At 69.0% G+C, this 18646-nt stretch carries 21 protein-coding genes and 1 pseudogene; 11 read left to right on the forward strand and 11 right to left on the reverse strand.

Translation table 11 applies throughout. From position 1 onward, the window contains the following. Positions 1-46: 46 nt before the first annotated feature. Positions 47-997: a hypothetical protein gene (locus BLU09_RS33925; protein WP_090495012.1), complete on the forward strand. Its 951-nt coding sequence runs from the start codon at positions 47-49 to the stop codon at positions 995-997. A gap of 87 nt (positions 998-1084) precedes the next feature. Here BLU09_RS33925 and BLU09_RS33930 read toward each other — a convergent pair whose 3' ends face one another. From BLU09_RS33930 to BLU09_RS33940, 3 genes are read right to left on the reverse strand one after another with little or no spacing between them, the layout of a single operon-like run. After that, a complete protein-coding gene (locus tag BLU09_RS33930; RefSeq protein WP_090495014.1) occupies positions 1085-2281 on the reverse strand; it encodes a class I SAM-dependent rRNA methyltransferase in 1197 nt (398 codons plus the stop codon). 4 nt (positions 2282-2285) lie between these two features. Continuing rightward, positions 2286-3116 carry an HAD-IIB family hydrolase gene (locus tag BLU09_RS33935; RefSeq protein WP_186817895.1) on the reverse strand — a complete coding sequence of 277 codons (831 nt, stop codon included), beginning with the start codon at positions 3114-3116 and terminating at the stop codon, positions 2286-2288. Then, positions 3116-4255, reverse strand: coding sequence for a hypothetical protein (locus BLU09_RS33940; protein WP_090495021.1), 1140 nt, complete (start codon positions 4253-4255; stop codon positions 3116-3118). Before BLU09_RS33940 ends, BLU09_RS33935 begins: the two co-directional genes overlap by 1 nt. A gap of 43 nt (positions 4256-4298) precedes the next feature. On the opposite strand from BLU09_RS33940, the gene BLU09_RS33945 reads away from it, so the two are divergent. The 4 genes from BLU09_RS33945 (at position 4299) to BLU09_RS33960 (ending at position 6793) form a co-directional block, all read left to right on the forward strand. After that, positions 4299-5279, forward strand: coding sequence for a magnesium transporter CorA family protein (locus BLU09_RS33945; protein ID WP_090495024.1), 981 nt, complete (start codon positions 4299-4301; stop codon positions 5277-5279). A gap of 22 nt (positions 5280-5301) precedes the next feature. After that, positions 5302-6099 carry an alpha/beta fold hydrolase gene (locus BLU09_RS33950; protein WP_090495027.1) on the forward strand — a complete coding sequence of 266 codons (798 nt, stop codon included), beginning with the start codon at positions 5302-5304 and terminating at the stop codon, positions 6097-6099. A gap of 85 nt (positions 6100-6184) precedes the next feature. After that, on the forward strand, positions 6185-6427 hold the full coding sequence (locus tag BLU09_RS33955) for a carboxymuconolactone decarboxylase family protein (protein WP_237079488.1): 243 nt from the start codon (positions 6185-6187) through the stop codon (positions 6425-6427). 72 nt (positions 6428-6499) lie between these two features. Continuing rightward, positions 6500-6793, forward strand: coding sequence for a carboxymuconolactone decarboxylase family protein (locus tag BLU09_RS33960; RefSeq protein WP_244172273.1), 294 nt, complete (start codon positions 6500-6502; stop codon positions 6791-6793). 57 nt (positions 6794-6850) lie between these two features. Here the strand turns inward: BLU09_RS33960 and BLU09_RS40155 are convergent. The 6 genes and pseudogenes from BLU09_RS40155 to BLU09_RS33990 form a co-directional block, all read right to left on the reverse strand. Next, positions 6851-7060: pseudogene (locus BLU09_RS40155) on the reverse strand (ARPP-2 domain-containing protein); the annotation flags it as partial. A gap of 40 nt (positions 7061-7100) precedes the next feature. Continuing rightward, on the reverse strand, positions 7101-7478 hold the full coding sequence (locus BLU09_RS33970; RefSeq protein WP_244172274.1) for a hypothetical protein: 378 nt from the start codon (positions 7476-7478) through the stop codon (positions 7101-7103). A 36-nt stretch (positions 7479-7514) separates the two neighbouring features. Further along, the gene (locus tag BLU09_RS33975; RefSeq protein ID WP_090495035.1) at positions 7515-8519 is read right to left on the reverse strand and encodes a dipeptidase; all 1005 of its coding nucleotides are present in this window, start codon (positions 8517-8519) and stop codon (positions 7515-7517) included. 98 nt (positions 8520-8617) lie between these two features. Then, on the reverse strand, positions 8618-9751 hold the full coding sequence (locus BLU09_RS33980) for a serine/threonine-protein kinase (protein WP_090495037.1): 1134 nt from the start codon (positions 9749-9751) through the stop codon (positions 8618-8620). A 214-nt stretch (positions 9752-9965) separates the two neighbouring features. Continuing rightward, positions 9966-10571, reverse strand: a complete 606-nt coding sequence (locus BLU09_RS33985) for a hypothetical protein (protein ID WP_090495040.1) — start codon at positions 10569-10571, stop codon at positions 9966-9968. Between the two features lie 244 nt (positions 10572-10815). After that, positions 10816-11361 carry a hypothetical protein gene (locus tag BLU09_RS33990; RefSeq protein ID WP_090495043.1) on the reverse strand — a complete coding sequence of 182 codons (546 nt, stop codon included), beginning with the start codon at positions 11359-11361 and terminating at the stop codon, positions 10816-10818. A 223-nt stretch (positions 11362-11584) separates the two neighbouring features. Here BLU09_RS33990 and thiS point away from each other — a divergent pair, with 223 nt between their 5' ends. The 6 genes from thiS to BLU09_RS34020 are packed head-to-tail and all read left to right on the forward strand — an operon-like array spanning position 11585 to position 16349. Then, positions 11585-11785 carry a sulfur carrier protein ThiS gene (thiS, locus tag BLU09_RS33995; protein WP_026114303.1) on the forward strand — a complete coding sequence of 67 codons (201 nt, stop codon included), beginning with the start codon at positions 11585-11587 and terminating at the stop codon, positions 11783-11785. 14 nt (positions 11786-11799) lie between these two features. Next, complete coding sequence (locus BLU09_RS34000) at positions 11800-12585, forward strand: thiazole synthase (RefSeq protein WP_090495046.1); 786 nt, start codon at positions 11800-11802, stop codon at positions 12583-12585. Between the two features lie 16 nt (positions 12586-12601). Beyond that, complete coding sequence (locus BLU09_RS34005) at positions 12602-13240, forward strand: thiamine phosphate synthase (protein WP_090495233.1); 639 nt, start codon at positions 12602-12604, stop codon at positions 13238-13240. Continuing rightward, entirely contained in the window at positions 13237-14259 is a 1023-nt protein-coding gene (locus tag BLU09_RS34010; RefSeq protein WP_090495050.1) for a hypothetical protein, read from the forward strand. Before BLU09_RS34005 ends, BLU09_RS34010 begins: the two co-directional genes overlap by 4 nt. Before the next feature lie 21 nt (positions 14260-14280). Continuing rightward, complete coding sequence (locus BLU09_RS34015) at positions 14281-15174, forward strand: DUF4129 domain-containing protein (protein WP_090495052.1); 894 nt, start codon at positions 14281-14283, stop codon at positions 15172-15174. Then, positions 15171-16349, forward strand: coding sequence for a DUF4350 domain-containing protein (locus BLU09_RS34020; protein ID WP_090495054.1), 1179 nt, complete (start codon positions 15171-15173; stop codon positions 16347-16349). The genes BLU09_RS34015 and BLU09_RS34020 overlap by 4 nt, the downstream gene beginning before the upstream one ends. Positions 16350-16359: 10 nt before the next feature. On the opposite strand, the gene exoP is transcribed toward BLU09_RS34020, so the two are convergent. After that, a complete protein-coding gene (exoP, locus tag BLU09_RS34025) occupies positions 16360-17562 on the reverse strand; it encodes a spore coat polysaccharide biosynthesis glycosyltransferase ExoP (protein ID WP_090495058.1) in 1203 nt (400 codons plus the stop codon). Next, positions 17549-18640: a spore coat polysaccharide biosynthesis glycosyltransferase ExoO gene (gene exoO / locus BLU09_RS34030; RefSeq protein WP_090495060.1), complete on the reverse strand. Its 1092-nt coding sequence runs from the start codon at positions 18638-18640 to the stop codon at positions 17549-17551. Before exoO ends, exoP begins: the two co-directional genes overlap by 14 nt. Between the last annotated feature and the right edge of the window lie 6 nt (positions 18641-18646).

Genomic DNA, 18646 nt, shown 5'->3' on the forward strand with positions numbered 1-18646 from the left:
AGGACAATGGGGAAACACCCCCAGATTCCGCAGGAGCCCCCACCCCATGACCACCATCCAGCGCGGACGGAACAGCATCGCGCAGACCTCCCTGAGCACCGCCGACCGCGTTCGTGGAAGTGGCTCGACCGCCACCAACACCGTGCAGCCTCCCGTGACGGGTGGCGCCGCTCAGCGGGGCGTCGTGGTGGATGGCTTCGACAGCCGCTCCGCGCAGACGCGCGCGGTGGGTGGCGTCTTCACCGCGCCCGCGGGCTCCAAGGACAAGGTCTTCGACGGCAAGCTGGTGGGCGCCGGCGGCCAGACGTTCGAACCGAATACGCCGCTCAACCAGGTCCCCGCCTTCGTTCCGGCGAACAACCCGAACGCCACGGCGACGGTCGTCTACGTCAACGGCATCAGCACCAACAAGGACGGTCAGGCGCGCGAGCTGCAGGCCCTCGCGAACAGCACCGGCATGCGCGCCATCGGCGTGCACAACGCCACGTCCGGAATGCTCGCCGACGTCATCCAGGCCGCGAAGGACAAGCTGAACAAGGGCAAGAACCCCGCGGTCGACTCGCTGTCGGACATCGTCTACTCCGAGCTGAAGGCGGGCCGAGACATCCACCTGATGGGCTACAGCCACGGCGGCCTCATCACCTCGCGCGCGCTGAAGGATGTCGGCAACCGGCTGCGCATCGAAGATGGGATGTCCAAGGCGCAGGTGGAGCAGCTGCTCAGCCGCGTCAACGTGGAGACCTTCGGCGCGGCGGCGACCACCTACCCGGACGGCCCCAACTACGTGCACTACGTCAACAACAAGGACGCCGTGCCTGTCATCTTCGGCCAGGGCAGCAAGGGCTGGACGCCGGGCGACCTGTTCCGCGACGCTGGCAAGGGCGCGCAGGTCCACCACTTCTCCGAGAAGGGCATGTTCAGCGGCGCCCACTCGCTGACGGAGACGTACCTGAACCACCGCGTCCCGTTCGAAGAGGGCCGCGCCGGCAACTTCTGAGTCACCCTCCCCTAACGGGAGACAGCGGAGGCCACGAGGTGATGAACCTCGTGGCCTCTTGCGTTTCAACCCGCGATTCGCGGCGGGCTACACGGACTGCAGCACGTAGAACTTGAGGTACTTCCCCTCCGGGAACTGCAAGCGCACCGGGTGGTCCGGCGGCTGATAGCGCTCCTCGACGAGCGCCAGGTCAACGCCCGCCTTGAACCCCGCCTCGCGCACCGCGCCCATGAAGTCGTCTGGGCTCACGCGCGCCGAGCACGACGCCGTCGCCAGCAGCCCACCCGGCCGGAGGATGGCGAGTGCCTGCCGGTTGAGGGAGGCGTACCCGTCAATGGCCGCCTGCACCGCGCGCTGGCTCTTCGCGAAGGCGGGCGGGTCCAGGATGATGAGGTCGAAGGTACGGCCCTCGTCCTTGAAGGACTGGATGATCTTGAAGACGTCCGCCGCCAGGAAGTCGTGCTTCTCCGCGGCAATGCCATTGCGCGTGAAGTTCTCCCGAGCCAGCGCGATGGCGTCCGGGTCCTGATCCACGGAGAAGACGCTGTTGGCCCCGCCCAGCGCCGCGTTGACGGAGAAGCCGCCGCTGAAGCTGAAGCAGTTGAGCACGTCGCGGCCCTTGCCCAGCCGCCGGATGAGGTAGCGGTTCTCCCGCTGATCCAGGAAGAACCCCGTCTTCTGCCCCTTCCAGGCGTCCACCAGGAAGGTGGCTCCGCGCTCGCGGATGGGAATCAGCTCTGGGGCCTCGTGGCCGTAGAGCATCTTCCCGGAGCCGCGTCCCTCGTCCTCGTCGACGTCGTCGCGGCCGACCTCATCACGGCCGATGATGCCCTTGAGCCCGGGCACGCCCGCCTTCAGCGCCTCGATGAGGAGCGGCCGGTACGGCGTGAGGCCCGCGGAGTACAGCTTCATCACCGCCCAGCCCGCGTACAGGTCCACCACCACGCCCGGCAGGCCGTCGCCCTCGCCATGAATCAGGCGGTAGCTGTCCGTGTCGGTGAGGTCGATGAGGGCCGTGCGCTCGGCCAGGGCCTGACGCACCCGCCGGGTGATGAAGCCCGCATCCACGGTGTCACGCGAGTCGCGCGTGAGCACCCGCACGGCGATGGCCGAGTGCGGGTCGTAATACCCGCGCGCCACGAACTTCCCGTTCTCCGTCAGGTCCACCACGCTGCCGGCCGGAATCTTCGGCACGTGCTCCAGCGCCTTGCGGAACACCCACGGGTGCCCCGCGCGCAGGTGGCGCCCCAGTCCACGCGCCAGCTCCAGCTTCACGACATTCACGGTGTCACTCCTCACGGGCCGCGCCGCGGCCCCTCCGGGCCAGGATGGCGCGAGCCAGTTCCTCGAAGCCCCGCCCCTCGGGCGCCCGGGTGATGAAAGCAGGTGGCGCCTCGATGCGGTCCAGGACGGCCCGCACGTTGGCCACGCCGACGCCCAGTCCAAAGGCGGCGAACATCGGGGCGTCGTTGAAAGAATCCCCCGCGTATACATAACGGCCGTCACGCGGGTCCAGCCGTTCGCCCCACGCCGTCCGCGCGAAGCGCCGCGTGGCGCTCAGCTTGTCGAAGCGGCCCAGCCAGCAGTTGATGTGGATCGACGAGCGCACGGCCGTCACGCCTCGCGCCACCAGCAGGGACTCGATGCGGTCCGCCCCCCCGTCCCCCAGGCGGGCCTCCTCGTTGTAGTCCACCGCCAGGTCCACTTCCGTGTACGCGCTGTCCATGGACAGCCGCGCGCCGGGCACCAGCTTGAGCACCCGGGCCACCTCGGACTGGAGCCGCCGCCGGTTCGCCCCCCGCTCCGCCGGCGCCTCCGCGTAGACCTTCCGCAGCCGGCCATGCGCGCCCTTCAGGAAGAACAGGCCACCGTTCTCCACGATGACGCCGTCCACGGGGAGCTGCCGCGCCCAGGCCTCTCCCCAGCCCGCCGGGCGGCCACTCACCAGCACCACGCGCAGACCCGCGGACGCCAGGCGCTCCAGCGCCCGCACCGTGTCCGAGCGCAGCTTGTGGCCCGTGGTCAGCGTGCCGTCCACGTCGGTGAAGACGCCCTCCACGCGGGACAGGTCGGCCTCGCGAAGCGGGCGCGGGACTCGCGCCTTCAGGAGCGCCTTCATCACATCACGTCCAGACCAGCGAGCAGGCCCTGGAAGGTGACGATGGTGGACCGCAGCTCATCGGGCGAGAGCTGGCCCACCTGGAGTTTGCGCGCCTTGCGCAGGAAGGCGTCCAGCTCCGTCGCGCGCCCGTAGAGGGACTGGCCGCTGCCGGCCGCCTCGGCCAGGGCCCGGGCCGCACCCACGGGGTCAGAGCCCACCAGCGACATGGCGCGCTCCAGCCGGACGCCGCACGACGCCCACACCTCGCGGTCATGGATGATGAGCAGCTGTCGCTGGTTCACCGCGGACAGGCCTTGGACGAAGGTGTCCAGGGCCTCCACCACCGTCACCAACTCCGCGCGGGAGGGGCTCGGGAGGATGGCCAGGCGGCCGACCTCGGCGCGCATCTCCACGATGTGCCGCTTGTCCTGCGCGCGCAGATTCCGGTAGGCGGCCGTGCGCCCGAAGGCGTCCATTTCCGTCTGGAGCTGCTGGGCATTCCACTGAACGTCCTGCGCCTCCGCATCGCGGACCTTCTTCAGGCGCGCGGTGAGGATGCGGCCCAGGTCGGCGGTGATGGCGCGGACCGTTACCGCGGCCTTCACCTCCGCCGCGTAGCCCGGCACCACCTGGGCCCGCGTTGCCTCGCCCAGGAGGCTCGCCGACTCGAACACCAGGTTGCTCATCTGCTCGCGGAACCGGGCGCGGATGCGCTGCACTTCCGCCAGCAGCGTCCACCGGTCGCTCATCACCGACGGGTTGCGCATGGCCTCGCCCAGTTGGGTGATGCCCTGGGCAATCTGGCTCATCGCCTCCTGGAGGATGCCGACGGGGGCCTGCGTGCTCGCGCCGCCCGGGGACGGCACGGGGAACTCTTCCCGGATGACGTTCAGCAGGCCGTTGACGTCCATCACCGTGTCGCGGATGACGGGCGCCATCTCTTCCCACAAGGAGAGGTCCGGCGAGGAATCCACGACGGGCGTTTCGTACCGCACCAGGTCGAGGTCGCTCAGCCGGGAGATGGCGTGCGCGGTGGCGACGTACACCTTGCGCAGGCGGCCGGCGAACGCCGGATCCGGATGGGACTGGAGGATTTCTTCGAGCCTCGCGGAGAGCGAGGCCTGGGGGGTCTCAGCGGCTTCGGACACGGGTGTCACACTCTAGCGCTCGACTTCCGCGCGGGGGAGTTCTAGCACTCGCATGCGGGCCATGCCGCTGGCTTGGGAGCGCTACGGGATGATTCAGGTCTGTCTTGTGAAGGACGGTCAACTTCTCACCGGTGGTGAAGAGCTGCTGGGCGAGGACGGCCGGAAGTGGATCGACGTCCTTCAGCCGACCGAGGAGGTGTTGGCCCGGCTGGCCGCGCAATTCGGTCTGCACAAGCTGGCCGTGGAGGACTGCCTCCACCTGGACCAACGGCCCAAGCTGGAGGAATACCCCAACCACCAATTCGTCGTCCTCCAGGGATTCACCGTCACGGGCAAGGACATCTGCGAACTGACGCTGCACGAGCACCACTTCTTCCTGGCGAAGGACTGGCTCATCAGCGTCCACGAGCTCCCCTTCGCAGGCCACGACACCGTGGTGCGCCGCGTGAAGGAGGACCCGCAGGCGACGCTCATCCGAGGGACGGACTTCGTCTTCTACATGCTCGCGGACGCGTTGGTGGATGCGCAGTTCCCCATCCTCGACGCGTTCAGTGACGAGCTCGAGGACCTGGAGATCGCCATCTTCGACAAGCCGGAGAAGTCCCACCTGCAACGCATCTTCGCCATGAAGCGGATGCTGGTGACGTTCCGGCGGGTGCTGTCGCCCCAGCGCGACGTGGTGGGCTTGCTGTCCCGGCGGGGCATCCCCCATGTCCACGAGAAGACGACGCTCTACTTCCGTGACGTGTACGACCACCTGGTACGGCTGTACGAGCAGATTGATGCCGGGCGCGACATCATCGGCAACGTGATTGACGGCTACCTGTCCATGGTGGCCAACAAGACGAACGATATCTCCAAGCAGCTCACCATCTTCGCCACCATCTTCCTGCCGCTGTCCTGCATCGTCGGCTTCTTCGGGCAGAACTTCGACCGGCTCTACACGAACGGCGCCTGGTACCTGATGTGGGCGTCGATTCTCGGGCTGCCGGTGGGGATGGTCTTCTGGTTCAAGCACAAAGAGTGGCTCTGACATTTCCGCGAGGAGAGGAAACATGCTGACCGTCACCGTGGATGGCGTCCCCCTGCACTACCGGGACGAGGGCAAGGGCCCACCCGTGCTGCTGCTGCATGCGTTTCCGCTGAATGGCAGCACCTTCGACAAACAGGTGAAGGCGCTGTCGGGGCGCTACCGCTTCATCATCCCGGACATCCGAGGCTTCGGTGAGAGCGCGCTGGGCGAAGGCCCCACGGAGATGTCCCGCATCGCGCGTGACGCGCTGTCACTGCTGGACGCGCTGAACCTGGACACCGTGGTGGTGGGTGGAGTGTCCATGGGGGGCTACGCCGCCATGGCCCTGCTGCGCGAGGACGCGGGGCGCGTCAGCGGGCTGGTGTTGATGGATACGCAGGCCACCGCGGACGACGCGGAGGGCAAGGCGCGCCGGGAGACCTCCGCGGCACAGGCGCTGGAGGTCGGCGTGGAGCCCATCATCCAAGCCATGCTTCCCAAGATGGTGGCCGCGGGACCGGACTCACCGGTGGCCCGGGAAGTGGCGGCACTGATGCGCGCGGCCGCTCCCGCGAGCGTCGCGGCCGCGCTGCGCGGCATGGCCCTGCGTCCGGACAGCAAGGACATGCTGGCGCGGTACGCGGGCCCGGCACTCGTCATCGTGGGCGAGCACGACGCCCTCACCCCGCCGGCCAAGGCGAAGGAAATCGCCGAACTCATCTCCGGAGCGAAGCTGGAGGTCATTCCGGATGCGGGGCACCTGGCCAACCAGGAACAGCCCGATCGGGTCAACGCCGTGCTGGATGCCTTCCTGTCGTCGCTTCAGGGGCCCAGCGCCTGAGTGCAGGCTGGTGGCACGCCGTGGCCCATGCGAGCATGCGGGCTGGACATTCCAGCCCGCTGCCGCCGAGGGTGCCGTGGACCGCATGCATCTGAAGGACGTCGAGGACCGCGAATCCGATGGCCACTACGGCCGGCTGATTCGCATGGCCCGAGAGGTAGGCGCTCCCGTCCCGCAAATCTGGCACCTGTTCGCGTACAAGCCGCGATTGGGCGAGGCCCTGTCCCGCTTCACCCATGAAGTCATGCGGGGCCCTTCCCCGCTGTCGCCCGGACTGCGAGAGCTGATTGCCGCGTACACGTCGCGCGGCAACCAATGCTTGTTTTGAACGGGCTCTCACGCCGCGGTCGCGGCGGAACTGCTGGGCAATCCCGACCTGGTGAAAGCGGTCCTGGAGGACGTGGCGACAGCCCCCATCTCCGAGGCCGAGAAGGCCCTCTTTGCCTTCGTGGACACCCTCAACCACCGTGCGGCGCAGGTGGGACGGGAGGACATCGCACACTTGAAGGACGCCGGGTGGACAGACGAAGCCCTCTTCGACACCGTGACGGTGTGCGCGCTCTTCAACTTCTACAATCGATGGATTGACGGCACCGGCGTGCAGGACATGCCCACGGAGATGTATCAGCGCAGCGGGCAGCGGATGGCCGCCACAGGCTATGCGCCGCCGCCACCCGCGAAGCCCGAGGAGTAACACCGCCGCGCGAGCGCTCAGCGGCGATGCTTCCGGTGGGCGGCTTCGAGGACGGAAGAGGCTCCCGGCCAAGAAACCGTGGAAGTCAGCCCAGTCCTGGCGCATGCGGAGCACCTCGTTGCGCAAGTCCTCCAAGCTGGACACCCGAGCGTCATCCAGGGTGAGCCCCAATTCGGGCGCGTCCCCCAGGAATCCATACTGGAGCAGCAGGTCGCCAGAGAAGTCCTCCACCAATGTCCTGTGGAGCGCGCGGTAGTCGTCCGGGTGCGCGACGACGAGGGGCCTGACACCCCGGCCAGCGCCAACCTCAGGGCTGGCACGTCACCTGGCTATTTTCCACCGTGCAGGCGGAGCAGGTTGCCGTCTCCGTCAACACGCCCTGGCGGCACTCCAACACGGCCTGGCCGTCCGCGCGGCACAGCCCCGTGCCCTCGGCGCTGGAGGCACAGGCGTCTCCCGCGACGTTGTTGGACGTGTCACACCGCACGGCCTCCGACGTTTCACTGCAGCCCAGAGGCCCCCGGCAGGGCAGCTCACGCCAGGTGCCGCCCCGGCACTCCAGCGCCAGCACCCGCTCCTGACAGACGAAGCCGCCTCCGTCGCAGTCGCCTCCCGCGCTCGGGCCACAACCAGCGAGGAGCAAAGAGCCAACCAACGGGACGAGTGCGAAAAGTGAGCGGTTCATGGGCACCAGCCAATATTTCGAGCGTCCCGCCGCCGGTCAACCACCCAATGTCTCCTGGAAGAAACGACGGAAGTTTCCACCCATGACGCGTTCCACCCAGGACGGTGGATGGCGGCGCAACAGCGCCTCGGTGAGCAAAGGCAACCCGGTGACATCCTTCATGCCACGGGGAAGCGGCACCATTCCGTCGTAGTCGGAGCCCAACCCCACCCCGCCCTCCCCCATGACGTCCACGGCGTGCTCGATGTGCCGGACCACGTCATCCACGGTGTCACCGCCCAGATAGACGGGGGCGAAGATGATGCCCACCACCCCGCCCCGGTCTGCGATGAAGCGCAGGGATTCGTCGGAGAGGTTGCGCCAGCCGCCGCCCGCCGCGCGAACGCCCGTGTGCGAGCAGAAGAACCGGACCGAGGGGTGGGTGAAGAGGTCCTTGAGGGTGGACTCCGAGGCATGCGCCACATCCACGCTCATGCCCAACCGGGCCATTTCCTCCATGACATCCCGGCCCAGCGGTGTGAGGCCCCGGTTGCCCATCATCGGAAAGGAAGAGCCACCGAGGTCGTTGTTGGACAGGTGGGTGAGGCCCATGAAGCGCACCCCACGCTGGTGAAGCTCCGACAGGCGCGCCACCTGGCCTTCGATGGCGTGTCCCCCTTCCACGCCCAGCACCGCGGACAGCCGCCCCTGCGCGAGGTTGTCCTCCAGCATGGCGCCGGTCGTGGTGATGCGGGCGGCATCCCCGGAGCGCGCACAGAAGGACGCCATCTGCTCAATCTGCCAGAGCGCCCGGGTCCACTCGCTCGCCCGGGCCTCCCGGGGCCACCCACGCCACGCTGCGAACACCGGGAAGCCTCCGATGAAAGGGAAGCCCCGGGTGACGATGGTGAAGCACTGGAGCTTCACCCCCGCCTCCCGCAGGCGGGGGAAGTCCACATGGCCATCTTCAGAGCGTTCACACAGGTCGCGGTTCCACATGAGGGAATCCGCATGGCCGTCCGCGATGCACCACCGCTGGTGGAACTCTTTCACGTCACCCATGCGCGCAAGTCTGCCCACCCGCGTGCGCGAAACAAGCACCACCCGCGTCCCGGTGCTCACTCAAGGTCCCTGCCCCGCCCCCGTTGCCCCGCCGTCACTCAAGGCCCCGACCCGGATGTCGTGCGCGGCGGGGCCTCTGGACGGACGGAGTCCTCCCAGCGCAGCACATCCGCCATCTGCCGGCGGCAGCGGGCATCGCGGCGGACCTGGGTGGCCTCCCGCATGGCTTCCGCCGGTCCGTAGGCGTACCCCTGACCGGCCAACACGGCGCGCAGGGCGTCCGCCAGTTCCTGCCCGGACTGGAAGCGCTCTGAGGGCTCCCGGCGCAAGAGCCGGCCGAGGATGGCCCGCATGGCCGGGGACAATCCCTGGGTGGCGCGTTCCACATGCGCCGGAGCCAGACACGCCATGCGCGCGGCCATCAAGGGCGCGGGCAGCCAGCTGGGCACCTCCGCCAGCAGCACCTCCGCGTCAGGCAGCGGCCCCGCGGCAAGCGCGGCCCGCTCCACGTCCTCCAGATCCAACAGGTGCAAGCCGGTGAGCACCTCCAGCAGCACCACGCCCAAGGAGAACAGGTCGGCGCGTCCGTCCACCGGCATTCGCGCCAGCGCTTCCGGTGAGGCGTAGGCCAGGTCGCCCCGGACGACATGGGTCTCCGTGACGATGCGCCCAGGCAGCTTCGCCCATGCCATGGCGAAGTCAGACAGCTTCACATGGCCCCGCGCGTCCAGACGCAGGCTCCGCGGCGACACATCCCGGTGGACGATGCCCAATGGACGGCCCCGGGCGTCTTCCAGCGTGTGGGCATGATGCAGCGCATCCGCCACTTCCGCGCCCACGTAGGCGGCGAACGCTTCCGAGAAGGGCCGGCGCCGCAGGGCCGCGTAGCTGATGAGCGTCTCCAGGGACTTTCCGTCCACGTGCTCCATGACCAGGTGGGGCAATCCTTCATGCACCCGCACCAGGAACACCTGCACGATGGCCGGGTGGCTGAGCCGCATCAGCAGCTTGACCTCTTCGCGCAGGCGCGCGCGACCCTGCGCGTCTCCGACGTCCTGCAAACGTTTGATGAGCACGAGGTCGCCGGGGACGCCCGCATAGTGCCGCCGGGCGAGCAACAGCTCACCGGCGCCCCGTGCCCCGAGGTAGCGGATCAACTCATACGCCGTGGCCCCGGTGGTGAAGAGAATGAATGGCTTTGAAGCGGGCGGCTCTGGGGGGTGAGTGGACATCTCGGGTGATGCCTCCTGGGCAGGAAGTCCTCCCCTGGGTTGGGAAGGCGTGAGAAAACCTCACGCATCCCTCCTACCACCCACGTCCGACACACCCTTCCAACCTCCCAGAACGGATTCAGGGAAAAAAGGAAACGGCCCCCGCCGAAGCGGAGGCCGTCTCTGAGCGGTCCGTGAGGAAACGAGCCGCCCGCTGCGCTCGACGCGTTGACGACTACTTCTTCTTCTGCACCGGCTGCGTCACGGTCAGCTCGCGCACCACCATGTCCTTACCGTCCCGGACATACGAGGCGCGGACCTGGGCACCCTCTTCGATGTCATCCAGCTTCAGCGGCTGGTTGTTGTGCAGGATGCGCGTCTGGTCGTTCGTCTTCAGCTCGAGCTGCTTGTTGTTGCTGGTGTCGACCACGGTCAGCTCATCGTTGCCAGTGGAGAGCACGCGGCCGCTGACGCTGCTCGCGGCAGCGGTGGCACCCGCCGCGCCGGAGCCACCCAGGGCCATGTCGTCATTCAGGTCCGTCCGGCGCTCAGCCTCGGCCTCGGCCAGGTCCTGGCGCTCGTCCTGGACGTCCTGCTGCGCGCTGGCGATCTCTTCGGCGGCCTCACGCTGCGTCCCAGCGATGTCCTCCTGGGCCTCCATTTGCGTGCTGGCGATGTCCTCCCGCGCGTCCTGACGAATCTCCGCCGTCTCCTGCTGCGCCTCCACCTGAGCCTCGGCGACGTCCTGGCGCTGCGACTCGACGTTGTCGCGCTTGCTGCAGCCAGTGACGACCAACGACATACCCGCAACCGCAGTGACCGCCATCATGAGCTTGCGCATTTGTTCCTGCTCCTTTCACGTGGAATCGGGAGAAGGTTTCCCCCTCACTCACTTGCGGCCGAGAGAGCGTTTCCCCCGGCGTTGGGCAGAAACTGGGTGCTTCCCCCTCCCTTGAACAGGGGTTGTCTGGCGCACACGGATGCCTTAGGGGCACACGGCGGACCACGGAACGCATGGCCGCCTGCCTGCCCTACCAGGGAACAAGGGCAGAAAACGGAGATACCGGGCCCAGCCGCAAGAACGGCTAGAGACCGCCGTCCACGCCACCGTCACCGGGCACCTCTTCGGTGCCAGCGTCCGCGCACAGCGGCGCGCCTTCTCGGGCCCACCGCGCGATGCGCTCGCGCTCCTGTGCCGTCGGCATGGGTACCGGACGCCACGGCGGCGGCATGTCCTGGAACACGTACGCGCGCGCCTGGATTCGCGCCGCCATCGCGTGCGCGCCTGGGATACCGCCATCCTCGGGCGCGTAGTAGTCCAGGCGGAACGACGTCACGCCGCTGTCGCTCGCATCGGCGCCGTGGCACGAACTCACGCAGCTCGCCGCCATGATGGCCTGGATGTCCTCGCACCACGTGGGCACGGGCCCCGCGTCACCGCCGTCCGGCACTCCCGGCAGTCCCAGCACTTCACAGGTGCGCCCTTCCCCTGGCCTCGCCGCGACACAGACGTACGGCCGCGGGCAATCCCGTGCGTCCTCGCACGTCTTGCCCGTGAAATCGATGGCGTCCGGCGTGCACGCCATGGCCACGCAGACGGACAAGGATGCGCTCGCGAGAAGTCTCTTCATGGGGCGTGTCGTCGGAATCTCAATTCCCTCCGTCCGTGCCGCACCACGCCCCCGTCATCCCGGGAGGCGCCGCCCACATCCGCCCCGCCGTCCAGCGAACGCGCACTCCCCCCGAGTATACCGGTGACGGTAGCGGGCGTACGGGCCAGCGAGCGCGTTGACAGCGCGGAGTCACCCTTGTAGTGCGTGCCCAGGTCCCGTCGTCGCAAGGAGCCGTGAGGCCATGCAGGTCTGGGTCAACGGAGAGACGCACGAGGTGCCGGAAGGCACCACCCTTTCGGCGCTGCTGGAGTCGCTTCAAGTGGGCGGCCCCGGCGTCGCCGTGGAAGTGAACGCGGAGGTGGTGCGCCGCGCCCGCCACCCCGAACACCACCTCCAGGCGGGAGACCGCGTGGAAATCGTCACCTTCGTCGGCGGCGGCTAGCCAGGAGTCCGCACATGAGCATCCAGGACAAGCCTTTCACCATCGCCGGAGTGACGTTCAGCTCCCGGCTCATCCTCGGCACGGGGAAGTATCCCAGCCACGACATCATGCAGCGCTGCCACGAATCCTCCGGCACGGAGATGGTGACCGTGGCGGTGCGCCGCCTGGACCTCAAGGCCACGGGCGAGGCGTCGCTGATGAACTGGATTGACCGCAACCGCCTGCGCCTGCTCCCCAACACGGCGCTCTGCTACACGGCGGATGACGCGGTCCGCACCTGCCGGCTCGCCGAGGAGCTGGGCATGAGCAAGTGGGTGAAGCTCGAGGTGCTCGGCGACGAGAAGACGCTGTACCCGGACGTCGAGGAGACGGTGAAGGCGGCCCGCATCCTGGTGAAGGAGGGCTTCACCGTGCTGCCCTACACCAGCGACGACCCCATCACCGCCCGCAAGCTGGAGGACGCGGGCTGCGCGGCCGTGATGCCGCTGGCGGCGCCCATCGGCAGCGGCCTGGGCATCCGCAATCCGCACAACATCCGCCTCATCCTGGAGACGGTGAAGGTCCCCGTCATCGTGGACGCGGGCGTGGGCACCGCGTCCGACGCGGCCATCGCCATGGAGCTGGGCGTGGAGGCGGTGCTGATGAACACCGCCATCGCCGGCGCGCAGGACCCGGTGCGCATGGCCGTGGCCATGAAGAAGGCGGTGGAGGCCGGCCGCGACGCGTACCTGGCGGGCCGCATCCCGCGAAAAGCCTACGGCTCCGCGTCCAGCCCGATTGACGGGCTCGTCCACCACTGACGGCCGGGGGCGCACGGTGGTGCCTTCCACCCTTCCCCGGCTCGTCGTCATCACCGACTGGCGCCTGCCGTCCGAACGGCTGAGGTGGGCGCTCGCCCGGGCGCTCGACGCCGGGCCCGAAGTGGCCGTCCAGCACCGCCACCCCGAGGCCACCGGGCGCCGCTTCCTCGACGAAGCGCGGGAGCTGGCCGCGTTGTGCCACCCACGTGGCAACCCGCTCTTCATCAATGGGCGTGTCGACGTGGCGCTGCTCGTCGGCGCCCATGTCCACCTTCCCGCCCATGGCCCTTCTCCCATGGACGTCCGCCCGCACCTTCCCGCCGGGAGGTGGATCAGCTCCGCCGTGCATGACGTGGCGGAGGCCCACGCGGCCCGAGGCGCGGACCTCGCCTTGGTGAGCCCGGTGTTCGCTCCCGGTTCCAAGCCGGGAGACACACGGCCTGCCCTCGGGCCGGAGGGGTTCAGCGCCCTGGCCGCGACGTTGCCCTGCCCCGCGCTGGCCCTGGGCGGAATCACCCCCGCGCGCGCGGTGACGCTGCCGGCCGCGGCGGGCTTCGCGGTCATCTCGTCCGTCCTGGAGGCCGACGACCCGACGGCGGCGGCACGGAGCCTGCTGGCCGCGTGCGCTGGGCGGGATATGCTGCGCACCCCGTGAGCTCCACTCCCGCTGCCGCCGCGCTGCGCCCCCTCGCCATGGGGGAGATGATTGACCGTGCCGCCACCTTCTGGCGCTCCCACCTGAAGCCCCTCTTCCTGCTGAGCTTCGGCTTCACGCTGGTGAACTACATCGCGACCAAGGCGACGTTGGTGATTGGCCAGCGGTTGGCGCCACTGCTCTACATGGGAGACGCGGAGTCGCGCGCCCAACTGGACCCGGCGGTCATGCTGCCGCAAGCGAGCATCACCATCGCGCTGTGGATGGGCCTGTTCCTGTTCCTCGTCTGGATGTACTGGCTGGCCACCCTGGCCGCGTCCCGCTACGTCCTCACCTCCCAGTTGGGAGAGCCGGTCCGTCCCGCGGATGCACTGCGCCGGAGCTTCTCGCGGCTGGGCACGCTGACCGGGGTGTACCTGCTGTCGCTCGGCTGGTCCACGCTGGTGACGATGGCGCTCATGCTGCCCGGGCTCATCCTCGCGGTCATCGGCATCGTCGTCGGAGTGACCTCGGGTTCCAACACCCTGGCCGTCGTGCTGGGCGTGGTCGGTGCGTTGCTCGCAAGCCTGGGACTGCTGGCCGCGGCGCTCTGGTACATGCTGCGCTTCCTGCTGGTGCCCCCGGTGCTGGCCATGGAGGACCTGGGCGCCTGGGAGACGTTCCGGCGCTCCGGCCAACTCCTGTCGGGCCGCGTGGAGCCGGGCTTCATGGGACGGGTGATGGTGCGGGCGATGATTCTCTTCACCGTGGTGAGCCTCATCCTCATCTCCGTTCAGCTCGTCTCCGGGTTGCCCTCGTGGCTGGCGATGATGCCCTACGGCAGCCCCTTCGACCCGGGAACCATGGCCCGCACGCCGCAGTTGCTGCTCGTCCCGGTGGAGCTGCTGCAGACGGTGGCGCAGTCCTTCTTCACGCCCATCAACTTCGTCTTCTGCGCGCTCTTCTACCTGGACATGCGCGTGCGCCGCGAAGCCCTGGACCTGGAGCACCAGCTCAACACGATGACGCCCGCCATTTGACGGCGCCCCCTGGACTCCACCGTGCCGAGCCTGCCCCTCCTCCTGCTGCTGGCCTCCCTGCCCTGCGCCGAGCGCGAGGACATCACGCTGGACCTGCGCGAGACGGCCGAACACCGCCCGGCCGGATTCGGCGATGAAGTGAGCACGCTGTCAGCACGCCTGGGCGGAGTCCCGCTGCCTCCGGCCCAGGACGGGGACACCGCCCCCGAGCGCGCGGAGCAGCTCGCGCGCTTCCTGAAGGAGGCCTGCGACGTCCAGACGTTGGCGAACAGCCCCAGCGCCGTCCCGCCCCCACCGACAGAACCCGAGCGGCTGGAGGCCATCCTCGACCGGCCCGAGTTCGCCCGCGCGCGCCAACGGCACGGCGATGCGTTGAAGCGCATCATGCGGGAGGTGACGGCGTGGCTGGAGGGCCTCTTCGAATCCCGGGAAGCCCAGGGCTTCGCGGTGGCCACGCGCGCGGTGATGCTGGGGCTGGCGCTCGCGCTCATCCTGTGGAGCGTGCTCCGGCTCCGCGCGCGGCGTGGACGCAAGGCGGCGCATGGCTCCGCCTCCTCCGGGGCGAACGCGGAGCCGTTGGTCCTGGACTCTCCGGCCGAACACCTGCGCAGGGCCCGGGCGGCGCTCTCCACGGATGCACGCGAAGCCATCCGGGAAGGGTTGTTGAGCCTGCTGTCCTCACTGGAGGAGCGGCGGCTGGCCCGGCCAGACCGTGTGCGAACCAACCGTGAGCTGGCGGCGGAGCTGCCCGGCCGCGGCGCGTCCGCGACGCTGGTGCGCGAGGTGGAGCGGCTGATGGGCTGGTACGACCGGACCTTCTATTCGCTCGCGCCAGTGGCGCCGGAGGAAGCCGCCCGCTTCGTCACCGAGGTCGAGTCGCTGAATGGAACCCTGGCCACGGAGGGCGCACGGTGACGAACACCCGGGCCGTCGTCTTCTTCGGAGTGCTCATCGCGCTGGCCCTGGCGGTGGGCCTGTCCACCCGCACGGACGCGCCTGACTCACCAGTGCCCACTGTGGAGAACACGGCGCCGCAGGGTGCTCGCGCGCTCTATCTGTACCTCCGCGAGGGGGGCCGGGCCGTGGGCACGCAGCTGACGCCGCTCGAAGCCATTCCCCCTGACACGCGCACCCTGGTGCTCGCGGCCCCCGAGGGCCGGCCCGTGACGACGGAAGAAGTCACCGCGCTGGAACGCTTCGTTCAGGAAGGCGGGACGCTCGTGTACCTGTCGCCCCGCGAGCTGGGGAAACATCAAGCGGCACTCGAAGGATGGCTGCATCTGGAGTCCGGGCTGATGCTACCCGCCAGCAGCCGCGGCCTGGACTCGACGCTGTCCGACGTGGGCGGGACCACCGTGGACGTATGGCTGCCGGTGGGTCCCCTCCACGGACTCTCCCAGCTTCGAGTCTCCCAGGACCGGGGCCTCCGCATGGGCCACGATGACGCCGTGCCCGTCGCCGGCATGGGCGGCGCGGTGGCGGTGTGGCGCAGGGCCCTGGGCAAGGGCGAGGTGTACGTGCTGGCCGGCTCGGACCTGCTGGAGAACCGGCGCCTGGAGCTGCTGGACAACCTGCGCTTCTGGGAAGCGCTAGCTGCCCGCGGGCCCCTGCTGTTCGACGAGTACCACCACCAGCTCGCGCCGCCGCCCCCCTTCTCCCGTGGAATCTGGGTCTTCACGGCGCAGGTGCTGGCGGTGGGTCTGCTCTACGTCGTGTCGCGAGGCACGCGCTTCGGAGCGCCGCGCCCGCTGCGCGTGGAGCGCCACCGGTCCGCGCTGGAGTACGTGCGCAGCATGGGCTGGCTGATGCGCCGCGCGAAGGTGGAGAAGGAGTTGCTACCCGAGCTGGACCAGGCCCTGCGCCAGCAGATGCAGGAGCGCCTGGGCATCCCCGTGGGCCTGTCGGACGAGGACGCCGCGCGCCTGATGGAACAGGACGGAGGCGTCTCCGCCACCGAGTACCTGGAGGCGAAGGCCGACCTTACGCGGACTCACGCGCAGCCCACCGTGGCACCGGCGGACTATGCGCGGGTGGCCCGCCGCTACGCCCACCTGGAGCGGGCGCTGGCGGGCCGCGAAGCCCGCGCCTAGGTAGGGTACGTCAGAGCGCCTTGCCGTCCGCCATGAGCGCCGCGCCCACGTGGTGGCGAATCTCATCCACGCGCGCGTCCCAGCTTTCACCAAAGATGCGCTCGGCGCGCTCGCGGTTCGGACCGGGTTTGTCCGCCAGACACTCGTCCACCTTGCGCACGAAGTCCTTGGTGTCCTTGGCAATCTTGCAGAGCCCCACCTTGCGGACCTCCGGCAGGTCCGTGGACACCACGGGCAGGCCGGACGCCAGGTACTCACGCACTTTGAGCGGATTGGCGTTGAGCGTCAGCTCGCTGACCTTGAACGGCATCAGCGCCACGTCGAATGCCTTGCTGTAGCCGGGCAGGTCCGCGTACGGCTTGCGGCCCAGCATGTGGATGTTCGGCTCGGCGCGCAGCGCGGAGTCGTCACAGTCCGGCGTCGTCTTGCCGATGATGACCACCGAGCCTTCCGGGTGGGCGCGGGCCGTGGCGATGATGGCCTCCTGGTCCACCCAGTCCGCCACCAGCCCGAAGAAGCCGATGATGGGCTTGGGCAGACGGGCGATGTCCGCGGGAATCGTCGTGGCCGGGTCGCACGCCTTCACGAAGTGGGTGAAGTCGGTGCCATGCCGCACCAGCACCGTGCGCGGATTGACGCGGGCCTTGTTCTCACGCAGCCGCTCGGCGGAGGTGATGCAAAGGTCGGCGCGCTTGAGTAGCCGCGCCTCCAGCTCCGCGATGTGGCGGCCATTGGTGTCGCTGAAGGCGGCGAACTCGTCCACACAGTGGTAGATGACGAACGCCTCGCCCAGCGTGCCGGACACCGGCGCGGACGCGGGCAGGAAGCTCCACGAGATGGGCTTCTGGAAGCCCAGCTTCTTCATCGCCCGCAGCACCTGGAGCCGCAGCAACTGCCGGTTGGCGCCGCGCACCAGCTCCGAGCCATAGAAGGGAATGGCCAGCGGCGACAGGACGTGGATGTTGGGCTCCACCTCGCGGACGCCTTCGGTGAAGCGGCCCAGCTTGTCGAAGATGCGCTTCACGTCATGCGCGTTGGCCTTCGGCGCGCGGTTGCCAATGCTGTTCACCCAGAGGATGCGGTTCTCCCGGGAGAGAATCCGCATGATGTGGACCTTCGACAGCGGGTCCCCATCCCAGTCGTTGGAGAACACCACCAGGTCACGTCCGCGCAATGCCCTGCGCGCGAGGTCCAGCTCATCACTGCGCCGCATGTCTCGTCTCCCCCAGGCCTGAACCTTGTTCGTGTGACGACTTCAAACCGTTGTTGGAGGACAGCTCCCCGTACAGCGAGAGCAGCTCCGGCCCTGCATCCACCTGCGGCACATGCATGGGCCCTGCCGCCACCGCCTCGCGAATCACCCGCGCCAGCTCCCCGGCATTGCCCGCAGCGAACACGCGGGTGGGCGCGGGCCGGGCGCAGACATCGCTGGCCACGCAGGGAACTCCCAGCGTCAGCGCCTCGCGCACGGAGATGGAGTCCCCGTCATGTGTGGTGGGCCGAACGAAAGCGTCGCTGCGCGCGATGAGCCCCAGCGCAGCGGAGTGCTCGAGCTCCCCCAGCACCTCCAGGTGGCCCGCCACGCGCGCTTCGCGGACGTCGCGGATGAACGCCTCGGATTCCAGGCCCGGACCGAAGAGCGCCAAGCCCACGTCCGGCCACGTCTGCGCCAGCTCGCGCAGGGCCCGGAACATCAGCGCGCGCCCGTAGACGGGCGATGGATGGTGCGCCATGGACAGCAGCACCCGCCGCCGGGAGCGCGCGGCCTCCGCCGCCGATGGAACGGGCCCCGGCCGCACCTGTGAGGCGCAGAAGGCCGGGAGCACGTCGATTTTCTCCGCGGGCACGCCGCAGCCCACCAGCGCGGACTTCACCGCGTCGGACACGGCGACCACCCGCGCGTAGCCCGCAAGCGCCACGCGCGCGAAGTTCCGACGCGCGTCGGACGCGGCGAGGTAGTCCGGCAACAGTCCGGAGTGGAGGGTGATGACCCGGGGAGACTTCGGCCCGGGCAGGCTTCCCACCATCCCCGCCAGCACCCAGGACTTCGGGTTGTTTCCGCTGGTGTGGACGTGGATCGTCCACCCGGTGGCAACGTGCCGCGCGAGCCACAGGGCGAACGGAGCGGCGCCGCGAGCCGGGATGACATCCGGAGCCGGCCGGCCCCCCTTCCCGATATCGAGCACCTTCACGTCGACCCCGCAGCCGCGCAGGTAGCCATGAAGCTGTTGAACATGAACCGCGACGCCACCATGCGGCGGCGGGTAATCCCCGACGAGGAGCACGCGCATCGATGT

Origin of the sequence: Myxococcus virescens, from assembly GCF_900101905.1 — a bacterium.
Classification (GTDB): domain Bacteria; phylum Myxococcota; class Myxococcia; order Myxococcales; family Myxococcaceae; genus Myxococcus; species Myxococcus virescens.